Genomic DNA, 16606 nt, shown 5'->3' on the forward strand with positions numbered 1-16606 from the left:
AACTCACATCTCAATCAATTCAAAAAGGCAAGGTAAATAATCAACGTTCCATCGAACAGGTATCGTCACGGGATTAACTCCCAACTTATGAAGTTCTTTTATGCGCTTGTCAAATTCACGTTTATTAGAGACCATATCTCTGGCTTTCCAAATTCTTCTTTTTTCATTCACCTGCTCAAGAGTTTTCAAAAGAGCATGTTTCTTCTCTGTTTTTAATCGTTTGCTTTGAATAATTTCCTTGGCTTTCGGTAATGTGTAATAATCGCCGTAACCAATAGTTTTTTTGAAATAAAAATTCAGAATGTTTTCAGATACATCTCTACTCAAAAAATACAAGAATCCTTTCTGGGAGAACTCTATGTTCCTTGTAAGATTATAAGTCTTGCCGTACTCACATTGAACCTCAAATCGTAGTGCATACATTACCTTCTCTTCATCGAATGGTAAATTCTCACTCTTTAACTGTGCCCCTTTGTTATAGCAGGTAACAGTCACCGTTTTGTTCCCTTTCTTGTTTTTATGCACTATATAAAAGCTATCTTTGGGTGGTTTTCTACGCTTACTTACTAGATCAGGCATGTCAAATAGATGGAAGCCTTCGGGGATATTTGCACGCCTGATTAACCGCATATAAAGCTCAATATGTTCAGTAATAATATTGACTGCGAAATCCACCCTTTTAAAATTATATGAACTGATCTTGTGTAACTTAAATTTGATATGCTTATTTTTTTTATCCCGTTCAAATCCTATTTTTATTGGTTTGAACACTTTTTCAAATGCCTTTTCGATAGCTTCATAATGATGTAAATCCGTCAATTGAAAATACTCGTTTTCGTTCAAGAGTCTTGCTGGATTCATAATTATTTCTAGTGCGCTGTAGCTGATTCCATCTTCAAGTTCTATACGCTTTAAAGTTAGGTTGAGCCCATTGTTTTTAAGTAGCTCACAATGGGTCAGGTTTTTCTTATCATAGCACCTAGCTTTATACAATTTCGATAGTTTACGCAAAGTCCTCAATAAAGCTGAATAATAATCTGATTTTATTTTACAAAACATTTCAACCGTGTGCAGCATAAACAAAACCTCCAATCAATAGTTTTGATCTTTGGTCTTGTGTTTGCCGCATTTTTGTTTTTTATGAAGTTAACGAGATCGTCGAATCGTTACTACTAACAGCATAAGAAAAGTAAGTACATATTAAAAAAGATAATACATATTTATATGCTCAGGATAAGCGTCAATCCAAGAAATCAAATAAGTCCCCCCATTTTTTTCCTCCCACTTTCTTCAAAAACAAATCTTTATGCGATGCTGTTTCCTCTGCATTTTTCTTAATAACTTTAATAATATCGGGAATCATTTTTCCATTAAAATTAATGACTCTAGGAAGTGTTTTGGCTCCGTTAAACCAAGCTGGATACTGAGTTGTATTATTCCCTTCATCATTAAAACAAATAAGATCGTTCTCATCTAATAGCTTTGCTAATTTTTTAGGACCGATTAACTTATGAGATTTTTCAAGGTGCTTGGCAATAAGATTATAAACAGAGGCCCAGTGCAGCTTTAGTACTACGAGTTCCTCTTCCTTCTTGACTACGCCATAAATCCTATGATCAAGATTTAACTCTTCTATATTTATCGCCACAATGAATACCTTCTCAAGTATTAGTTCTTTGAGAGCGTCTAAGAACAACTCTACATTGATATCGAATATTGACTTGTGCTGATCTTCCAATAAATCACCGAAAATTTGATTTGCATAGCTACATTTTTTAACAAAATCATCATTAGTAAGGAATCCTTGTTCCTTACCATATGTCATATAAAAATTAAAAGCAATAATCTGATGTGCGAAACTATCCGTGTAGCGTCCGTGAGCACCATACTTATCTCCAATTACTTTTCTAAGAGCGTCAAACTCTCTTTTATAGTCATCTATAAAGGTCGAATTTAACTTCACGCTAAGCCATTCTATATAGTGCATGATACTTGTTGGAAGAAAGCGTCTATCTTTAAATTGGTCATATTTTTCTGCTTTTTGCACATCGTAAGTATCTTGGTCATTTCGATTAAACAAGTTATCCATCTTTAATCTAATGATTCGTTTTTTGGACGATTCGTATTTTTCATCCGGCGGAAGAAACGATTCTCCTGTAACCAATACCATTCCGTTAGATAAATTACTGCTTGAATAATGTCTATCAGATAGATTTCGGATGATATCTTCAACTTTGTTTATGACACTATATTCGTTTTGTTTTGTCTTGGATGTACCATAGTCGTCAATTACAAAGACGCAATCTTTGTGTTCTTCCAACCCCGGTAAAATTGTTTTTGTTTTATGAGCATCGGGCCGCGCTGCGTTATCCTTTTTATAAATCTTGGTGAAAAGATTTGAGAGGGTCGTCTTTCCATATCCAGTACGCCCCACGATCCAAAGTAAATAATTCGGTGATAGTTCTTTGGAATCCAGCAAAGGAGTGGCAATGATCGACGTTAGCAAGAAACTTAATAAGGAATAGGATAGTTTATGATCGCAAATGTCCAACATATCCAAACTTCCCAGAAATGATTCTTTCGCGCTTATAGCATCATCCTTGTTAAAGAAAAACTGGGTATTGCTCGTACTAACATTATTATTTTGAGTTCCACCAATGACACCGCCGCTATGTAGAAAAAACCATTTGTCTTCTAATCGATGCCATCCAATTGTGTCGTATTCTATCCGTTTGGGTATGCCTTTCTCAGACTGATAGATGTAATCAAGGAGCAGACTGTAATTTTGTTTTTTACTTCCGTAAATCTTGCAAAATACATCCCATTCCTGTATCCAGTTTGGTTTGCTCAAATCGGATTTTAATACGGCTATTGGTTTCAATATCTTTTCTTTTTTCAATATGCCATCAAAAACATACTTATAGTCCTCTACAATTCCTGAATCAGAAACCTTCATGATTATCTCTACGGGTCGAAATAAAAAATTGGACAATGGTATCTGTTTTTGGTTTCCTAACCTACAGAACTCACCAACTTCATTAATAACAAACCCCGTGTTTTCAACCATTTGTGAGAAAGAGTTCATCCATTCTTTAATCGCGATATCAATTTCATTTTTATCCATAAGTAAAAACTCCTTTATTCGTTTTAAAATCTGATTATCTGAAATCAACGCTATAATTCTATCATATAATCAGATTTTTTAAATGCTTTTACAAAATATCTACTTACGAACAATCTAATTTGACGTCATATACTTACAATAATTCTTTTTTAACTTCATCAAACAATTAGATAACCAGAACCGCCGTTATTCTGGGTGATAGCAATTATATATTATTACTTTGAGTATTTACATTCTGGGAAAGGGTGAAAAAATGTTTGCTCAGTACGATGACATTATGTCTGTCGATGACGTGATGGAAGCTTTGAATATCGGACGTTCCAAAGTGTATGAGCTACTTAGAAGCAAGAAGATCAAATCAATCAAAATGAAAGGGTACAGGATACCTAAAGCAGCATTGCGAGAATTCGTACTTATTCAAAGCGGATTGGAAAAGTAGTGTTAATTGAATATTCCAAGAAAGTGCTAAGTTATACAAGCAAGCTGCGGCTCTATTTGACGCAGCTTATTTGTTTTTGTCAAATTCAAACCTTTGGAGATTAGATGCTTATGAATAACCATCTTTGGACGCTATTGGACGATGAGTATCATCTGGAACGATTGGTCGCTATTGCGCGGCGGCATATCAAACTTGTATTGGAATTCAGTCAAAGGGGAGTATCGCTAGAGCGAAGGATGCAGATCAAGCAAGAAATTGATTTACTCCGAAAGGAACGTGATGAATTACTTGGTCTCAGCCCAATAAAAAAATAGTCGGTTCGAGACAGCTTTGTAAGCAGAAGTTCAAGGCTTCTGCTTATTTGTGTTTTCCATTAACCAATTTGGAGGAATCAAGATGCAAATGAAAGTGAAAAAGGACGAGATGAAAGGAACCTACTGGTTTGTAGCAAGCGCGGGGAAGGATGAGAATGGTAAGCGCAGACAGATAAAAAGGCGCGGTTTTCGAACAGAAAAAGAAGCCATGAAAGAGATGCGGAGACTGTTGCAACAGGTCGATGACAATACCTACGTAAAAGATTCCAAATTAAAGTACATCGAGTTTTTAGATGGAGAATGGATTGAGAGCAAAGCATTAAAACTGAGAGATGCAACCTTAAAAACTTACAAGTTGAATATTAAAAAGCATATTAAGCCGTATTTTCTAAACCAAGAGATAGGGAAAATTACGACACAGATGATTGAAAAATTTTATGTTCATCTTTCAAAATCAAGCGGCTTGTCCGAACGCTCGATTCAAGATATTCATAAAATTGTAAAAAGCTCTTTTAAAACAGCTGTGAAACGTAAGTATATATCTTATAGCCCTGCTGCGGAAGCAGAAGCGCCTAAAGTACCTCGTAAAGAAATGACCGTATGGAACTTGGACGAGACTGTTCGGTTTCTGAAAAAGTGCGCTAAAAATGATTTGCATATCGCTTTCCTTCTTGCATTAACAACGGGAATGAGGCAATCTGAAATTCTGGGCTTGAGATGGAAAGATGTTGATACGAAGAGAGGTATCTTGCACGTTCGGCAAACGCTTAGCCATGACGGCAAGCAGTTGTATATGGATACCAAGACTAAATCGAGTACCCGAACGATCTCGTTGGTCGAAAAGACGTTGGAGGAATTGAAAGAGCATCGAAAGAAAATCGATGAACTCAAGCAGTCCGCTGGGGATGAATATCAGGATAATGACTTGGTGGTATGCACTAAGCTTGGAACGCCAATCAATCCTCGGAACTTGCTGCGTACATTTTATATTTTAATGAAAAAAGCGGATGTACCTAAAATTCGATTCCACGATCTTAGGCATACGGTAGCGACTCTAATGTTAAGTCAGAATGTCAATCCAAAGGTTGTTAAGGAAATTTTGGGGCATTCTGATATTCGGGTTACATTGGATACTTACAGTCATGTATTACCATCCGTTCACAAAGAAACCGCCAAGCAATACGGTGATATGTTATTCAATTGATCCAGTTCAAGCTAAATATCGATGAAAGTGAGCCAATCTTATTCAGGGAGAGCCTCATTGTTAATAAAATTGAGCCATGTTGTTAATGCTGAGAGCCCAGTGGATACTAAGCTGACGAAAATAGTACAAATAGAGGGATTAAATAATCTATAGAGAATACATTTAACAAATCACATTTTTAAGAATGTTGGGGTGTCGTTTTATGTCTTCTCTTTTAGATATGAAGGAGCAATTGTATCATTTATTAAGGCAAGTGGGGGTGCATTTAGGGGAAGATCAATTAGTAATACAAGATAGAGGCAAACCGCATGTAGTACCGTTTAATGAAAATAAACTATACGTATATACCTTTAGATTTGGCGTAGAATATCTGAAGATAGGTAAGGCGGGAAAGAAGAGTAAGGCACGATTACAGAATCAACACTATAACCCCGCAAGTAGTCAAAGTAATCTTGCACTATCTATTCTTCAAGATAAGAGCATGGAACGATTCAATCTTACAAACGAAAATGTTGGAATATGGATAAAGAATAATGTGGATCGTGTAGATATTGAAATAGATGAAAATGCTGGCGTATTTGTTCAGAATTTTATTGAGGCAGCGCTACATTGTATGTTGAAGCCTAAATATGAAGGATTTGAATCTCAGCGGTAAATTACTAATGGGAGAGTGAATATGGGAGATCGAATTCCTACTCAAAAATGCCCTGACCCATTTATGATGAATGAAAATGAAGTTAATACTGCGGTAGCACATTTCTTAAAATCTAAACATGTAGACGTTCAGAAAGTCGCAGTTGACAAAGAAAAAGGATATGACGTTTTTGGTGTGAAAAATGGGTATTCCATCATTGTTGAATCAAAGGGAATGATGGCAAATAATCAAGACAAATATGTATTTGGCTATGGACAGATTAAATCTCATCTAGGTGATCAAATTCTTTATGTCTTAAAGCAGTATGAGCACTCTTCTGGAAATACGTTATTAATGATCGCAAATCCAGATATTCCAAGAATCAGAAGTAGGCTAGATGAGGTATCACTTGCGTTAGATAAACTTGGTATTATTAGATTATGGGTAACGGCAGATAGGTTTGTTGAGTTAGAGTACCCTCAGGAAGTATTTCAGGTACTAAATTCACTTGAACTGGTATGAAAATTGATAAAGAGGAGCCATTTAATCATCTGGTGACTCCCTCGAATATCATGTTTAAATGTTCAAAAAAATAGCTACTGTGACCAAAAGTGTGACCACAGCTAAAAATCTGTTCAGGGGATAAGAATTTGTTTTAATTAAACGATTCGAAAGAGGCTCAGATAACGGGGGAAAACATTGAGTAAAAAAAGAAAAACCCTTGCTACATAAGGGTTTTACCGGCGTTATGGTGGAGTCTAGGGGGATCGAACCCCTGACCTTCTCGCTGCCAGCGAGACGCTCTCCCAGCTGAGCTAAGACCCCGTATTCAATTTGACCTCTTCGCTGCCAGCGATGCGCTCTCCCAGCTGAGCTAATTCCCCATATGGTCTCGATGAAGCAATTGTATAACTTCGCTGACGGTGCATTCTCGCCTGCGCCGAGGGCCCGTATCATTTCGCGACAAAAATGAGTTTACCACAGCGAGGAAGGGAATGTCAACGGATTTCTGAAAAAATGTCGTTGTGCTGTAATAATGTCACTCAGCGCCGCCGGAAAGAGCGGGAAAAGCAGACGCATGGCCCTCCGAGCCGCGCTCCCTGGCAGCGGCGAACGAAGAGACATACGCCTGAACATGGCATGCGCCGAATCCCGTCCCTCTTACTTGTTCGGATTGCGGTCCGGCTCCGAAATCACTTTCAGCGAAAACGCCGGGCGATCCGACCAGGCCTCCGGAAGCCGGACGATCAGTCCCTCCTCCGTGCGCTCCCACTGAAGCTTGTCCTTCCAGCCCAGCAGCTCCACCGCCTGAATATCGGACGCATACTCGGCGGAGCTGCTCGACAGCGTCCGGATACGCGCCCGGCCGTCCTCCGGCCAGCCCAGCACCGTCGCGTACAGATGGCTGCCGCGGGTCGTAAAACGGATATCCTCGGCGCCGTAAGGCTGGCGCTTCGTATCGTTGAACATCCCCTTGACGATGCGGGTCGGGCCTTCCCCGTAGACCTTCCAGGGCCGGGTTCCGTAGATCGCCTCGCCGTTCACGGACAGCCACTCCCCGATCTCCAGCAGAAGCGCCTGCTCCTCTTCCGGAATCGTACCGTCCGCTCGGGGGCCGATATTAAGCAGCAGCGTGCCGTTTTTGCTTACGACATCGACGAGATCGCCGATCAGCGTCGTCGACGTTTTGTACTTGTGATCGGCAATGTGACACCAGGCCGTCTCGCCGACGGACGTACAGGTCTGCCATACCTCTGGGTGAATGCCCTCCAATTGCCCGCGCTCCACATCGTATACCGCCGTTCCTTGCTCGAAAGCGTCGAACTTGTAGTTGACGACGACGCCGCGGTCCCACTGCGCCGCGCGATTGTAGTAATGGGCCGCCAGCTTCTGCAAATAAGGCTTGAACGCCGGCTGCTCGATCCACCAGTCGAAGTAGAGCAACTGCGGCCCGTAACGGTCGATCAGATCGCAGGTGCGAACGAGCCAGTCGTCCAGAAATTCCTCGTTCGGCTGGACGATCGGCAGCGGATAATCCAGATCGCCGTAGCAGGGTTGCGCCGGGCCGTACAAGTCCGCATATTTCGGATCCTGGACGTCGGAAGGAATTTGCCTTCCGCCGTTGAAGTACCACCAGTTTTCGGCCCGGTGGCTCGATACGCCGAACGTCATATAATGACGGCGCACAGCGGCCGCCAGTTCGCCGATGATGTCCCGCTTCGGCCCCATTCGGGCGGCATTCCACTCCGAGAAGGGATTGTCGTACATGGCGAAGCCGTCGTGATGCTCGGCGACCGGCACGACAAAGCTCGCTCCCGCGCGCTTGAACAGGGAAGCCCATTGCTCCGCATCGAACTTCTCAGCCGTAAACTGCGGTATGAAATCCTTGTACCCGAAATTCTCCTGAGGGCCGTACGTTTTCCGGTGATGCTCGTATTCCTCGCTGCCCTCGATGTACATTTTGCGGGCATACCATTCCGTCTGAAATGCGGGTACGGCGTAAACGCCCCAATGGATAAAAATGCCGAATTTCGCGTCGGCGTACCACCGGGGAACCTTGTAGTTTTTCAACGAATCCCAATCTGCCGCGAACGGCCCGGCTTGAATCGTATGGCGGATTTCCGCTTTCTTGTCCATGCGCAATTGATGCAGTGTCATTCGGGTTCCCTCCGATTTATCGTCATAGATTAGGCGCGGCTGCGCTCCAACTGCTCCAACTGTTCCAGCCGCTCCGGGACGGCGCGAACCGACATACGCGGTCGGGGTCTGCCGGCATCTACGGATGGCCGTCCTTTCTTACCGCCGAGCCCCTATGAAGACGACGGGCCTCACTCCCCGCGATCCGCTCGATGCGGGCCGCGCCCCCTCTCTCGGCCACCATCGCAGCGTCCACCGCAGTCGCAATGACCTCGAGCAGCGTCTTTCGGACCGCTTATGGTTTTCCGTCGTCGAATCCTCCGACCATGGCGATTCTGGCCGCTCCGATCACCCCGGCCCGATTGCCGAGCGCAGCCGGGCAAACCGGCATCGGGTACGGCTGCTCCGCCTCCCAGCGCTGCTGGAACGCCTCCCACCAGACGGCGCTCGCATCCGCCAGCCCGCCGCCGATCACGACCGCTTCGGGATCCATGAACATCTGAACGGCGCGAATCGTCAGGCTCAAATCGCGGAAAAACCCTTCCATAGCCTCGCGCGCCTCCTCGCGTCCCTCTTCGAACGCCTGCAGCAGCCTGTAGCTGTCCCAAGATGGCGACACGCCGCGAGCGATGCGGTTCAATGCCGTGCCCGATACATATTGCTCCACGCAGCCGGTTCCTCCGCAGCTGCAGGGCAGGCCTCCGGGATACAGGCAAGCGTGCCCGATCTCTCCGGCAGCCCCGCTGCGGCCGGACAACACGCGGCCCCCGCATACGAGAGCCCCGCCTACGCCCGTGCCGAGCGTAATGAGCGCATAATCGCGCAGTCCGGCCGCCGCGCCGATCCAGCCCTCTCCCGCCGCCGCCGCATTGGCGTCATTGTCCACGTACACCGGCAGGCCGAAGGCGTCGCCGATTCTCTCGGCCAATCTCATGCCCGTCCAGCCCGGCAAATTGTCCGTCGCATACCGCACCGTTCCCGTTGCGCGATCGATGCGCCCGGCCGAGCCGATCCCGATGCCCGAGACGTTCAGCCCGCTGTCCCTCAGCTTGCCGGCGACCCGAACCAGCTGTCCGAAGATCGCCTCCGCCCCGTCCGCGGCCGACGTCCCGACCTTTTCCTGCACCAGCACACCGCCTTTTTCATCGACGATTGCGCCTTTAATGCCCGTTCCGCCGACGTCAAGACCGATCCAGCAACCGCTCATACGCCTTATGCCCCATACGTCCGGATTGCCGACGTATAGCGTTCCGTTATCCATTGCGGACGGGTAATCGCCGAACCGACAACGACGAAAGCCGCGCCCCGCCGCAAAGCTTCAACCGCCTGCGACGGCTCGTAGATCCCGCCCTCGGCCACGACCGGAACGGTCAGCGCGTCGGCCAGCCGGCCGACCAGATCCAGGTTCGGCAGCTCCGTTTCTTGCGTTTCGCGCGTATACCCGCACAGGGTGGTCGAGACGTAGTCGGCTCCCCAGTCGGCGGCCCGCAGCCCTTCCTCGTAAGTCGAGATGTCCGCCATGACCCGCACTCCCGCCTGCTTCAGCCGCTTCAGCACGTCGGCCAGCGGCAGGCCGTCCGGCCGCGGACGGCTCGTTCCGTCGATCGCCACAATATCCGCGCCCGCGCGGTGAACTTCCAGGGCCGCCTCCACCGTCGGCGTAATATACACCTCGAAGCCGGCCGTCTCGCGTTTCACCAGTCCGATGACCGGCAGCCCGATTTCCGTCTTAATAGCCCGAATGTCCGCCGTACCGTTCGCGCGAATACCGATCGCGCCCGATTGGCGGGCCGCTCTGGCCATCGCCACCATATGGTGGCTGCCGTGAAGCGGCTCATGCTCCAGCGCCTGGCAGGACACGACGAGTCCCCGCCCGATCAACTTCGAATTCATAGCTCTCCTCCCTCTGTCGTCAGCCTTTGACCGCTCCGCCGACCAGACCCTTAATAATGAACTGCTGCACGAACAAATAGAGCGTAATAATCGGCAGCGCCACCAGCGCCGCCCCCGCAAACATCTGCGGCCAATTCGTATTGTATTGGCTCTTGAACGCCATCAAGCCGATCGGGAGCGTGCGCATCTCCGGCGAAGACAAATAGACAAGCGGATTAAAGAAATCGTTCCACGAATTGATGGCCACCACAATGACGCAAGTCGCCGTAATCGGCAGCGTTAACGGAAATACGACCTGCATGAAAATCCGGAACGGCCCGCAGCCGTCGATCCATGCCGCCTCTTCGATCTCGGAAGGAACCGTCTTGAAGAAGTTCACATACAGGAAGATCGGCAGCGCCAGTCCCGAAGCGATCTGGATCAACGAAAGCCCCAGATGCGTATTGAGCAGATTCAGCTCCCTCAGGACGAGAAACGCCGGGATCGTCCCCGAGAAAGCCGGCAAAATCAGCCCCATCAGAAAAAAGCTGGACATCGCATCGGACTTGAACCGTTTGCCGTGATGCAAACCATAAGCGGCCAACACCGATACGCCGATCGCCGCCACGGTCGTCATCGCCAGAACGAAGGCGCTGTTGCCGAAATACTTCAGCAAGTTGCCCGTGCGGAACGCTTCGCCGTAATTTTGCCACTGCGGATCGGCGGGGAAGCTGAGCGGGTTGACCGACGTACTCGTCTGCAGCGATACGGAGAACAGCACCGCCATCGGTACGAGCACGATGATCAGAGCAACCGCAAGAACGGCGTACGCCGACACTTTCTGCTTCGTTTTCAATATCTGGCCTCCAATCTGCCCAGCAGGCGCATCTGAATGAAGGTGACAACGATAATCATGACGGACAGAATCATCGCCATCGCCGTGCCGTAGCCCATCTGCGACGTCTTGAACGCGAACTGGTAGATCATGATTCCGAACGTCTGCGTCGAATTCGCCGGTCCGCCCTGCGTCATAATGAACACATGCTCGAACATTTTCATGCAGCCGATAACCGACAGCACCGTATTGACAATGATCGAAGGGAGCAGCAACGGAAGCGTCACCTTGCGGAATTTATGCCAAGGCCCTGCGCCGTCAATGCTCGCGGACTCATAGATTTCGGCGGGAATAGACTGCAGGCCGGCCAGGTAGATCATCATCGAATAGCCGGTATACTGCCACACCATGACGAGAGCAATCCCGTAAATCGCCAGCTTGGGGTCGCCCATCCAGTCGAGCGCCGCCAACGAATGCAAGCCGATCGTATCCAGAAACCTGGGGATAAAGCCGATCATCGGCGCATACATGTAGCTCCAGACGTAACCGATCACAACCGTATTCAGAATGACCGGGAAAAAGATTATGGCGCGCATCCATACGACGCCTTTAAGCTTCAAATCCAGCAATACCGCAAGCAGAATCGAAGCGCTGTGCTGCAGCACAATGACGACCACGGACAGAATCGCCATATTTTTCAGCGCCGTGACGAGCAGCGGGTCGCGAAATACATCGCGGAAATTGTCCAGCCCGACCCAATTGGCCTGGAAGGAAAAACCGTTCCAATCTGTAAAACCGTAATACAGGCCGCTGAAAATCGGACCGGCGAAGAAGAGCAAATACAGCAGCAGCGCCGGAGCGATGAAATACAAATACGTTCTGAAATTGAAGATTTTCATATCGCGCCCCCTTCGGCAAGTGATCCGTTCCGCCGCCCCCAAGGACGGTCGTGAGATTCGGCACAAGCGAAAAGAATAAGCGAAAGACAGGATGTCCGCTTCCGCTTATTCTTTTGTTAGATTCGGATAGCCGCTCGCCTTGCGGGCTTACTTGACGTCTCTATCCTGCGTTGCTTGCAGGGTGCTCAGCAGCTCGGACGTATCGACATCCTGCCCGAGCAAAATACGCTGCAGCATCGGGAACAGCACCGGTTCCATCGAAGTCGTCAAGCTCGGGAAAATCTGCGCCGCATTCGCTTCGATCTGAGGCTGCAGCAGCTCGGCCAGCTTGTTATAGGTCGGCGACGAGCCGCCTTTGACGGTAACGGCCTGCTTCGCCTCGCTGGACCAAATCTGCGCGATTTCCGGCCGGGCGATGAATTCCATGAACAGCTTGATCTCTTCCTGATGCTTGCTCCACGATACGCCGACGAACAGGTTGTCGGATACGAGGTTCGTCACGAGCGGCTCGTCGCCGCGGTTGACCGGAAGAATAAAGGCGCCCAGTTCGAAGTTGGAGAAGCTTTCGTCGAAGTTCTCGCTGAACCCCCACTCGCCCATCGGCCACATCGCCGCTTTGCCATCTTTGAACACTTGGGCGACCTGGTCGTAGCTCAGACCGACCGAGTTTTCCAGCACGTAGCCCTTCTGAACCATTTCAATCATCCCGTCGAACAGTCCGGCGAACTCCGGGTCGGTCCATTTTTTCTCGCCGCTCTCCAATTGCTTGAAGACTTCGGGGTTGTTCTGCTGATACAACCCGAACTGCGAGGTCGTCAGGAATTGGGTTGCCCAAGCATCCTTGCTTCCGATGACGATCGGAGCCGTTCCGTCCGCCTTGATCGCTTCGCTCGCCGCCATCAATTCCTCCCAGTTTTTCGGAATGGACAGGCCCAGCTTGTCGAACAGCGTCTTGTTGTAGAACATGATGATCGGCTGGCTGTTATAAGGAACGCCATACGTCTTGCCGTCTACCGTTCCCAGCTTCACCGCCGCTTCGAGATAATTGTCCAGCCACGGGCTTCCGGTAATGTCCATCAGCGCGCCGACTCTGGAAAACTCGACGACTTGGTTCGGGAACAGCCAAATCAGATCCATGTCAGCTTTGGACGCGATACGCGTGCGCATAATTTCACGAAATTGATCGTAAACTTTGTCGTGTTCGACCGTGATGTAAGGATACTCCTCCTTAAACTTGTCAATGACCGTCTGGCTGATCGGATTCCAGGTCGTCAGCTTCAAAGTGACGGGCTCCTTCTGCGACGCATCTCCGCTTGCTGCCGGCGCAGACGATCCGCCCGAATTGGAAGCGCTGTTTCCGCAAGCGGCGAGCAGCATCATCAAGCTTAACCCGAGCGCTACAAGCGGTGCTAACTTTCTCTTTTTCATAGTCGGCCTCCCCAACATGAGTATTTTCAGGTTAATTGTATACGCTTCATGTCAGGCAAACTACCACAATAACCTGCGATTTCAAACATTAATCTAACATTTTGCAGGCTGCAGCCGTCCGAATTCCGAGAAAAACGCAATTTGATGCGATTTCATTTGTTTATATGCTCTCGCTGATTGCGATACTCCAAAGGCGTGACGCCGACCATGTCTCTGAACAGCTTGCTGAAATAGTGAGGATTCGTGTATCCGATCTCGGCGGCGATTTCGTACACTTTGCGGTTCGTTTCCCTGAGCAGCCGTTTGGCGTATTGAATTTTCTTGGAAGTGACGTATTCTCCGAAGCTCTCCCCGACCTCCTTCACGAACAGCCGGCTGAGGTGACCGGCGCTGACATGAACGGACTCCGCAGTTTTGGCCAGCGAGATTTCCTCCAACAGGTGGGCGTCGACATAATCCATGGCCAGCCTGACGATGCCGCCGATCTTGCCGGATTGCACCGGATAGCTTGCTGCCGCCTCCGCATAGGCTCGGGCCACCTCGTCTCCCCGATGGCAGACCGAGCTGTAGCCGTAAGCGATCGGCACGTTGAGCAGCTTCAGCAGCGCATCCTCCATCCGGCACACGTACGCCTCGACCATTGGCTCGCTTCCGCCGTCCGCCAGCGGCTCGGGCGCGAACCAGACCAGCTCGTTGTCCGGCCTGTCCAGCACAATTCCGCCCCGTTCATGGGCTACATATTCTTCAATGAAATACCGGACGGACATAAGTTTGGTGCGGCTGAACTTGGCCTCGCCCTCCGACTCGCCGACCGTACGAAATAAAACGATGCGAAACCCCGATTCCAGCATGCCCAGATCGGCAGCCTGCCAAGCGGACTCCCAAGCGTCGGGCAGCGGAGAAGCCTCCAGCAGCGTACGCAGAAGCTGCGCCCGCCCGGCTTCCGGATTTGCGCGCTCCGCCGGCTCCAGCTCTTCGAGATTGTGAACCGCCTTCCTCAGCGTATCGGCAATTTCCTCCTCCTCCATCGTCGGCTTGTGCAAGTAATCGACGACTCCGATCCGCACCGCCTCCTGCACGTAAGAGAAATCGTCAAAGCTGCTGAAGAAGATGACCTGAACGCTCTCGTCCTTGAGCTTGATCGCCTTGGCCAGCTCCAGCCCGTCCATCACCGGCATCCGGATATCGGTAATGACGATATGAATTTGTTCCTCCTCGATAATCCGCAGAGCTTCTTCTCCGCTCGAGGCTTCGGCCTTCCAACGGATCCCGAACGACTCCCAATCCATCATATTGCGAAGACCGATCCGCACGATCGTCTCATCCTCCACAACAAGCAAATTCCACATCCGCGTCTCTCCCTTTCGCGTGGTCATCGTTGCTCTTCATGCTCTTCCTCATAAGGCAGATTGATATAGACTTGCGTCCCCTGGCCGATTTCGCTTCTCACCTTGACCCCGTAGGAAGCGCCATAGCGGAAACGAATCCGGTCGCGCACATTGTACAGTCCGATGCTCTGCTCTCCCTCGGCGTTCTCCGCAGCTTCGCCGTTCATTCCGTCCAGCTTGTCCGGCTCCACGCCCCGGCCGTCGTCGATTACCCACAGAAGCAATTGGCGCTTCGCTTTGTCGCACTCGGCGCCGACCTCAATGTTCAGCACGACATCCTTGCCCTTGGAACCGTGAAAAATCGCGTTCTCCACAAGCGGCTGCAAAATCATCGGCGGTACAAGCGCCTTGAACGCGCCGACCTCTATCCGCCAATTCACCTTAAAGCGATTGGCATATCGCAGCTCCATCAGCCTGACGTAATTTCTTAGAAAATCGGTTTCCGCCTCCAAAGTGACTTTGTCCCGATCCAGCTTCATATTGGCATGCAAAAGCTTGTTCAACGACTTGAGCAGCCTGGCGATCCGATCCGCCTGCTGCAGCTCCGCCAGCATTCGGATGGAATGAATCGTGTTGTAGAGAAAATGAGGCGTAATCCGCGCCCGCAGCGCGTTCAGCTCCGCCTCCCGCTTCTGCTCCTCCTTCACCTCGATCGAATGGACCAGCTTGTCGAGCCTGCCGACCATGCGGACATAGCTGATGTACAACTGGCCGATCTCATCGCGGCCCGTCGTGACGTTCGGCGCCGCGAACAGCCCCCGCTCCACGAGCCGCATCGAGCGAATCAGGCCGCGAATCGGCTTGGACAGCCTGCGCGCGAGCAGAATGGATACCAGACTCGCCAGAATGACGAGAATGACGACAAGAGTAACCGTGAAATCTCTAATCTCGTTCGCTTCCTTGAGCAGCTCATTGCGTTCGACCAGCACATAGCTGGTCCAGCCGAGATAGGAGCTGTGCGCCCACACGCCGCTCTTCTCCAGCTCCGTGCCGGCCGCCTCCAGCGTCAGCCATCCCCGGCTCAGCCTGTCCTCCTCGGCTTTGACGCCGCGCAGCGCCGACAGTTGGTCCGCACCGACGGGACTGCTCGAATAAATCAGCTGTCCGTCCTTGTCGGTCACGATGACGTGCATATTTTCCAACCGAACCGAACGTACGATTTTATCGATAAACTCCGGACGAATATCGATGACCATGACCCCGGCCGGGCGAAAATCCTCGTCAACGAGCATTCTGGCCGCCGTAATCGTAGGGAAGGGAGCGCTGTTGAACTGGGTCTCCGTCCTCAGGCTGGAAATGACGACGCCGCCATTGCTGCGGATGGCCTCCTGATACCACTCTTCCTTCTCCGGACTGACGCGCTCGTTGATCGACGAACGGTTGCTTACTCGGTAACCGTAAGTATTTCCGCTCGCGCTGTAGAAAATCAACCCCTCGATCGTGGAGAAGATGGACGGGTAAGTCGCCAGCAGTTCGGCGAATTTCTGCTCCGTATCGATCTCCTGATACCCCCATTGCTCGCGAGGGACGTACGGCTGATTCAATATGCGAAAGATTTCCGGCGTAAAATAAGGAAAAATGCTGAAGCGGTCGACGTCCTCGACTACCCGTTCAATGGCGGCGTTCAATTGTCTGGTAATGACGTCCAAATCCGTAGTCAGCCGCTCCTCCAGCGTATTCACCGACTTAAAGTACGCGATCGTACCGATCGAGACGGAAGGGATAAGCCCGAGCAGAAAAAAAATCAGCAGCAGCTTGCTCTGAAAAGAAACATCATGCCAACGTCTGAACAATGTTGCATCGCCTCGCTTGTCTTTCATGAAGATGTACGT

At 49.4% G+C, this 16606-nt stretch carries 15 protein-coding genes and 1 tRNA gene; 5 read left to right on the forward strand and 11 right to left on the reverse strand.

The features are described from left to right. Positions 1 to 3: 3 nt before the first annotated feature. Both ACFO3S_RS01330 and ACFO3S_RS01335 read right to left on the reverse strand, forming a co-directional pair. Positions 4 to 1077 (reverse strand): hypothetical protein, encoded by a 1074-nt coding sequence (locus ACFO3S_RS01330; RefSeq protein ID WP_378091431.1) that lies wholly within the window; start codon positions 1075 to 1077, stop codon positions 4 to 6. Positions 1078 to 1240: 163 nt separating this feature from the next. After that, positions 1241 to 3124 (reverse strand): hypothetical protein, encoded by a 1884-nt coding sequence (locus tag ACFO3S_RS01335; RefSeq protein ID WP_378091433.1) that lies wholly within the window; start codon positions 3122 to 3124, stop codon positions 1241 to 1243. Between the two features lie 277 nt (positions 3125 to 3401). On the opposite strand from ACFO3S_RS01335, the gene ACFO3S_RS01340 reads away from it, so the two are divergent. From ACFO3S_RS01340 to ACFO3S_RS01360, 5 genes are all read left to right on the forward strand, one after another. Then, on the forward strand, positions 3402 to 3563 hold the full coding sequence (locus ACFO3S_RS01340; protein WP_378092222.1) for a helix-turn-helix domain-containing protein: 162 nt from the start codon (positions 3402 to 3404) through the stop codon (positions 3561 to 3563). A 110-nt stretch (positions 3564 to 3673) separates the two neighbouring features. Continuing rightward, complete coding sequence (locus ACFO3S_RS01345; protein ID WP_378091435.1) at positions 3674 to 3877, forward strand: hypothetical protein; 204 nt, start codon at positions 3674 to 3676, stop codon at positions 3875 to 3877. An 82-nt stretch (positions 3878 to 3959) separates the two neighbouring features. Then, entirely contained in the window at positions 3960 to 5081 is a 1122-nt protein-coding gene (locus tag ACFO3S_RS01350) for a tyrosine-type recombinase/integrase (protein WP_378091437.1), read from the forward strand. A gap of 202 nt (positions 5082 to 5283) precedes the next feature. Further along, a complete protein-coding gene (locus ACFO3S_RS01355; RefSeq protein WP_378091439.1) occupies positions 5284 to 5736 on the forward strand; it encodes a hypothetical protein in 453 nt (150 codons plus the stop codon). Between the two features lie 21 nt (positions 5737 to 5757). Continuing rightward, a complete protein-coding gene (locus ACFO3S_RS01360) occupies positions 5758 to 6237 on the forward strand; it encodes a hypothetical protein (protein WP_378091441.1) in 480 nt (159 codons plus the stop codon). A 227-nt stretch (positions 6238 to 6464) separates the two neighbouring features. Here ACFO3S_RS01360 and ACFO3S_RS01365 read toward each other — a convergent pair. From ACFO3S_RS01365 to ACFO3S_RS01405, 9 genes are all read right to left on the reverse strand, one after another. Continuing rightward, positions 6465 to 6540, reverse strand: a tRNA-Ala gene (locus ACFO3S_RS01365). Between the two features lie 336 nt (positions 6541 to 6876). Further along, complete coding sequence (locus ACFO3S_RS01370; RefSeq protein WP_378091443.1) at positions 6877 to 8373, reverse strand: alpha-L-fucosidase; 1497 nt, start codon at positions 8371 to 8373, stop codon at positions 6877 to 6879. Positions 8374 to 8647: 274 nt separating this feature from the next. After that, positions 8648 to 9559 (reverse strand): ROK family protein, encoded by a 912-nt coding sequence (locus tag ACFO3S_RS01375; RefSeq protein WP_378091445.1) that lies wholly within the window; start codon positions 9557 to 9559, stop codon positions 8648 to 8650. Between the two features lie 5 nt (positions 9560 to 9564). Beyond that, positions 9565 to 10245 carry an N-acetylmannosamine-6-phosphate 2-epimerase gene (locus tag ACFO3S_RS01380; RefSeq protein WP_378091448.1) on the reverse strand — a complete coding sequence of 227 codons (681 nt, stop codon included), beginning with the start codon at positions 10243 to 10245 and terminating at the stop codon, positions 9565 to 9567. A 19-nt stretch (positions 10246 to 10264) separates the two neighbouring features. Further along, positions 10265 to 11080, reverse strand: coding sequence for a carbohydrate ABC transporter permease (locus tag ACFO3S_RS01385; RefSeq protein WP_378091450.1), 816 nt, complete (start codon positions 11078 to 11080; stop codon positions 10265 to 10267). Beyond that, positions 11077 to 11958 carry a carbohydrate ABC transporter permease gene (locus tag ACFO3S_RS01390; RefSeq protein WP_378091452.1) on the reverse strand — a complete coding sequence of 294 codons (882 nt, stop codon included), beginning with the start codon at positions 11956 to 11958 and terminating at the stop codon, positions 11077 to 11079. Before ACFO3S_RS01390 ends, ACFO3S_RS01385 begins: the two co-directional genes overlap by 4 nt. 147 nt (positions 11959 to 12105) lie before the next feature. Then, positions 12106 to 13386 (reverse strand): ABC transporter substrate-binding protein, encoded by a 1281-nt coding sequence (locus tag ACFO3S_RS01395; RefSeq protein ID WP_378091454.1) that lies wholly within the window; start codon positions 13384 to 13386, stop codon positions 12106 to 12108. 152 nt (positions 13387 to 13538) lie between these two features. Beyond that, a complete protein-coding gene (locus tag ACFO3S_RS01400; RefSeq protein ID WP_378091456.1) occupies positions 13539 to 14735 on the reverse strand; it encodes a response regulator transcription factor in 1197 nt (398 codons plus the stop codon). 23 nt (positions 14736 to 14758) lie between these two features. Next, positions 14759 to 16567 carry a cache domain-containing sensor histidine kinase gene (locus tag ACFO3S_RS01405; protein ID WP_378091458.1) on the reverse strand — a complete coding sequence of 603 codons (1809 nt, stop codon included), beginning with the start codon at positions 16565 to 16567 and terminating at the stop codon, positions 14759 to 14761. Positions 16568 to 16606: the final 39 nt, after the last annotated feature.

Origin of the sequence: Cohnella hongkongensis (genome assembly GCF_042654645.1) — a bacterium.
Taxonomy (GTDB): domain Bacteria; phylum Bacillota; class Bacilli; order Paenibacillales; family Paenibacillaceae; genus Cohnella; species Cohnella hongkongensis.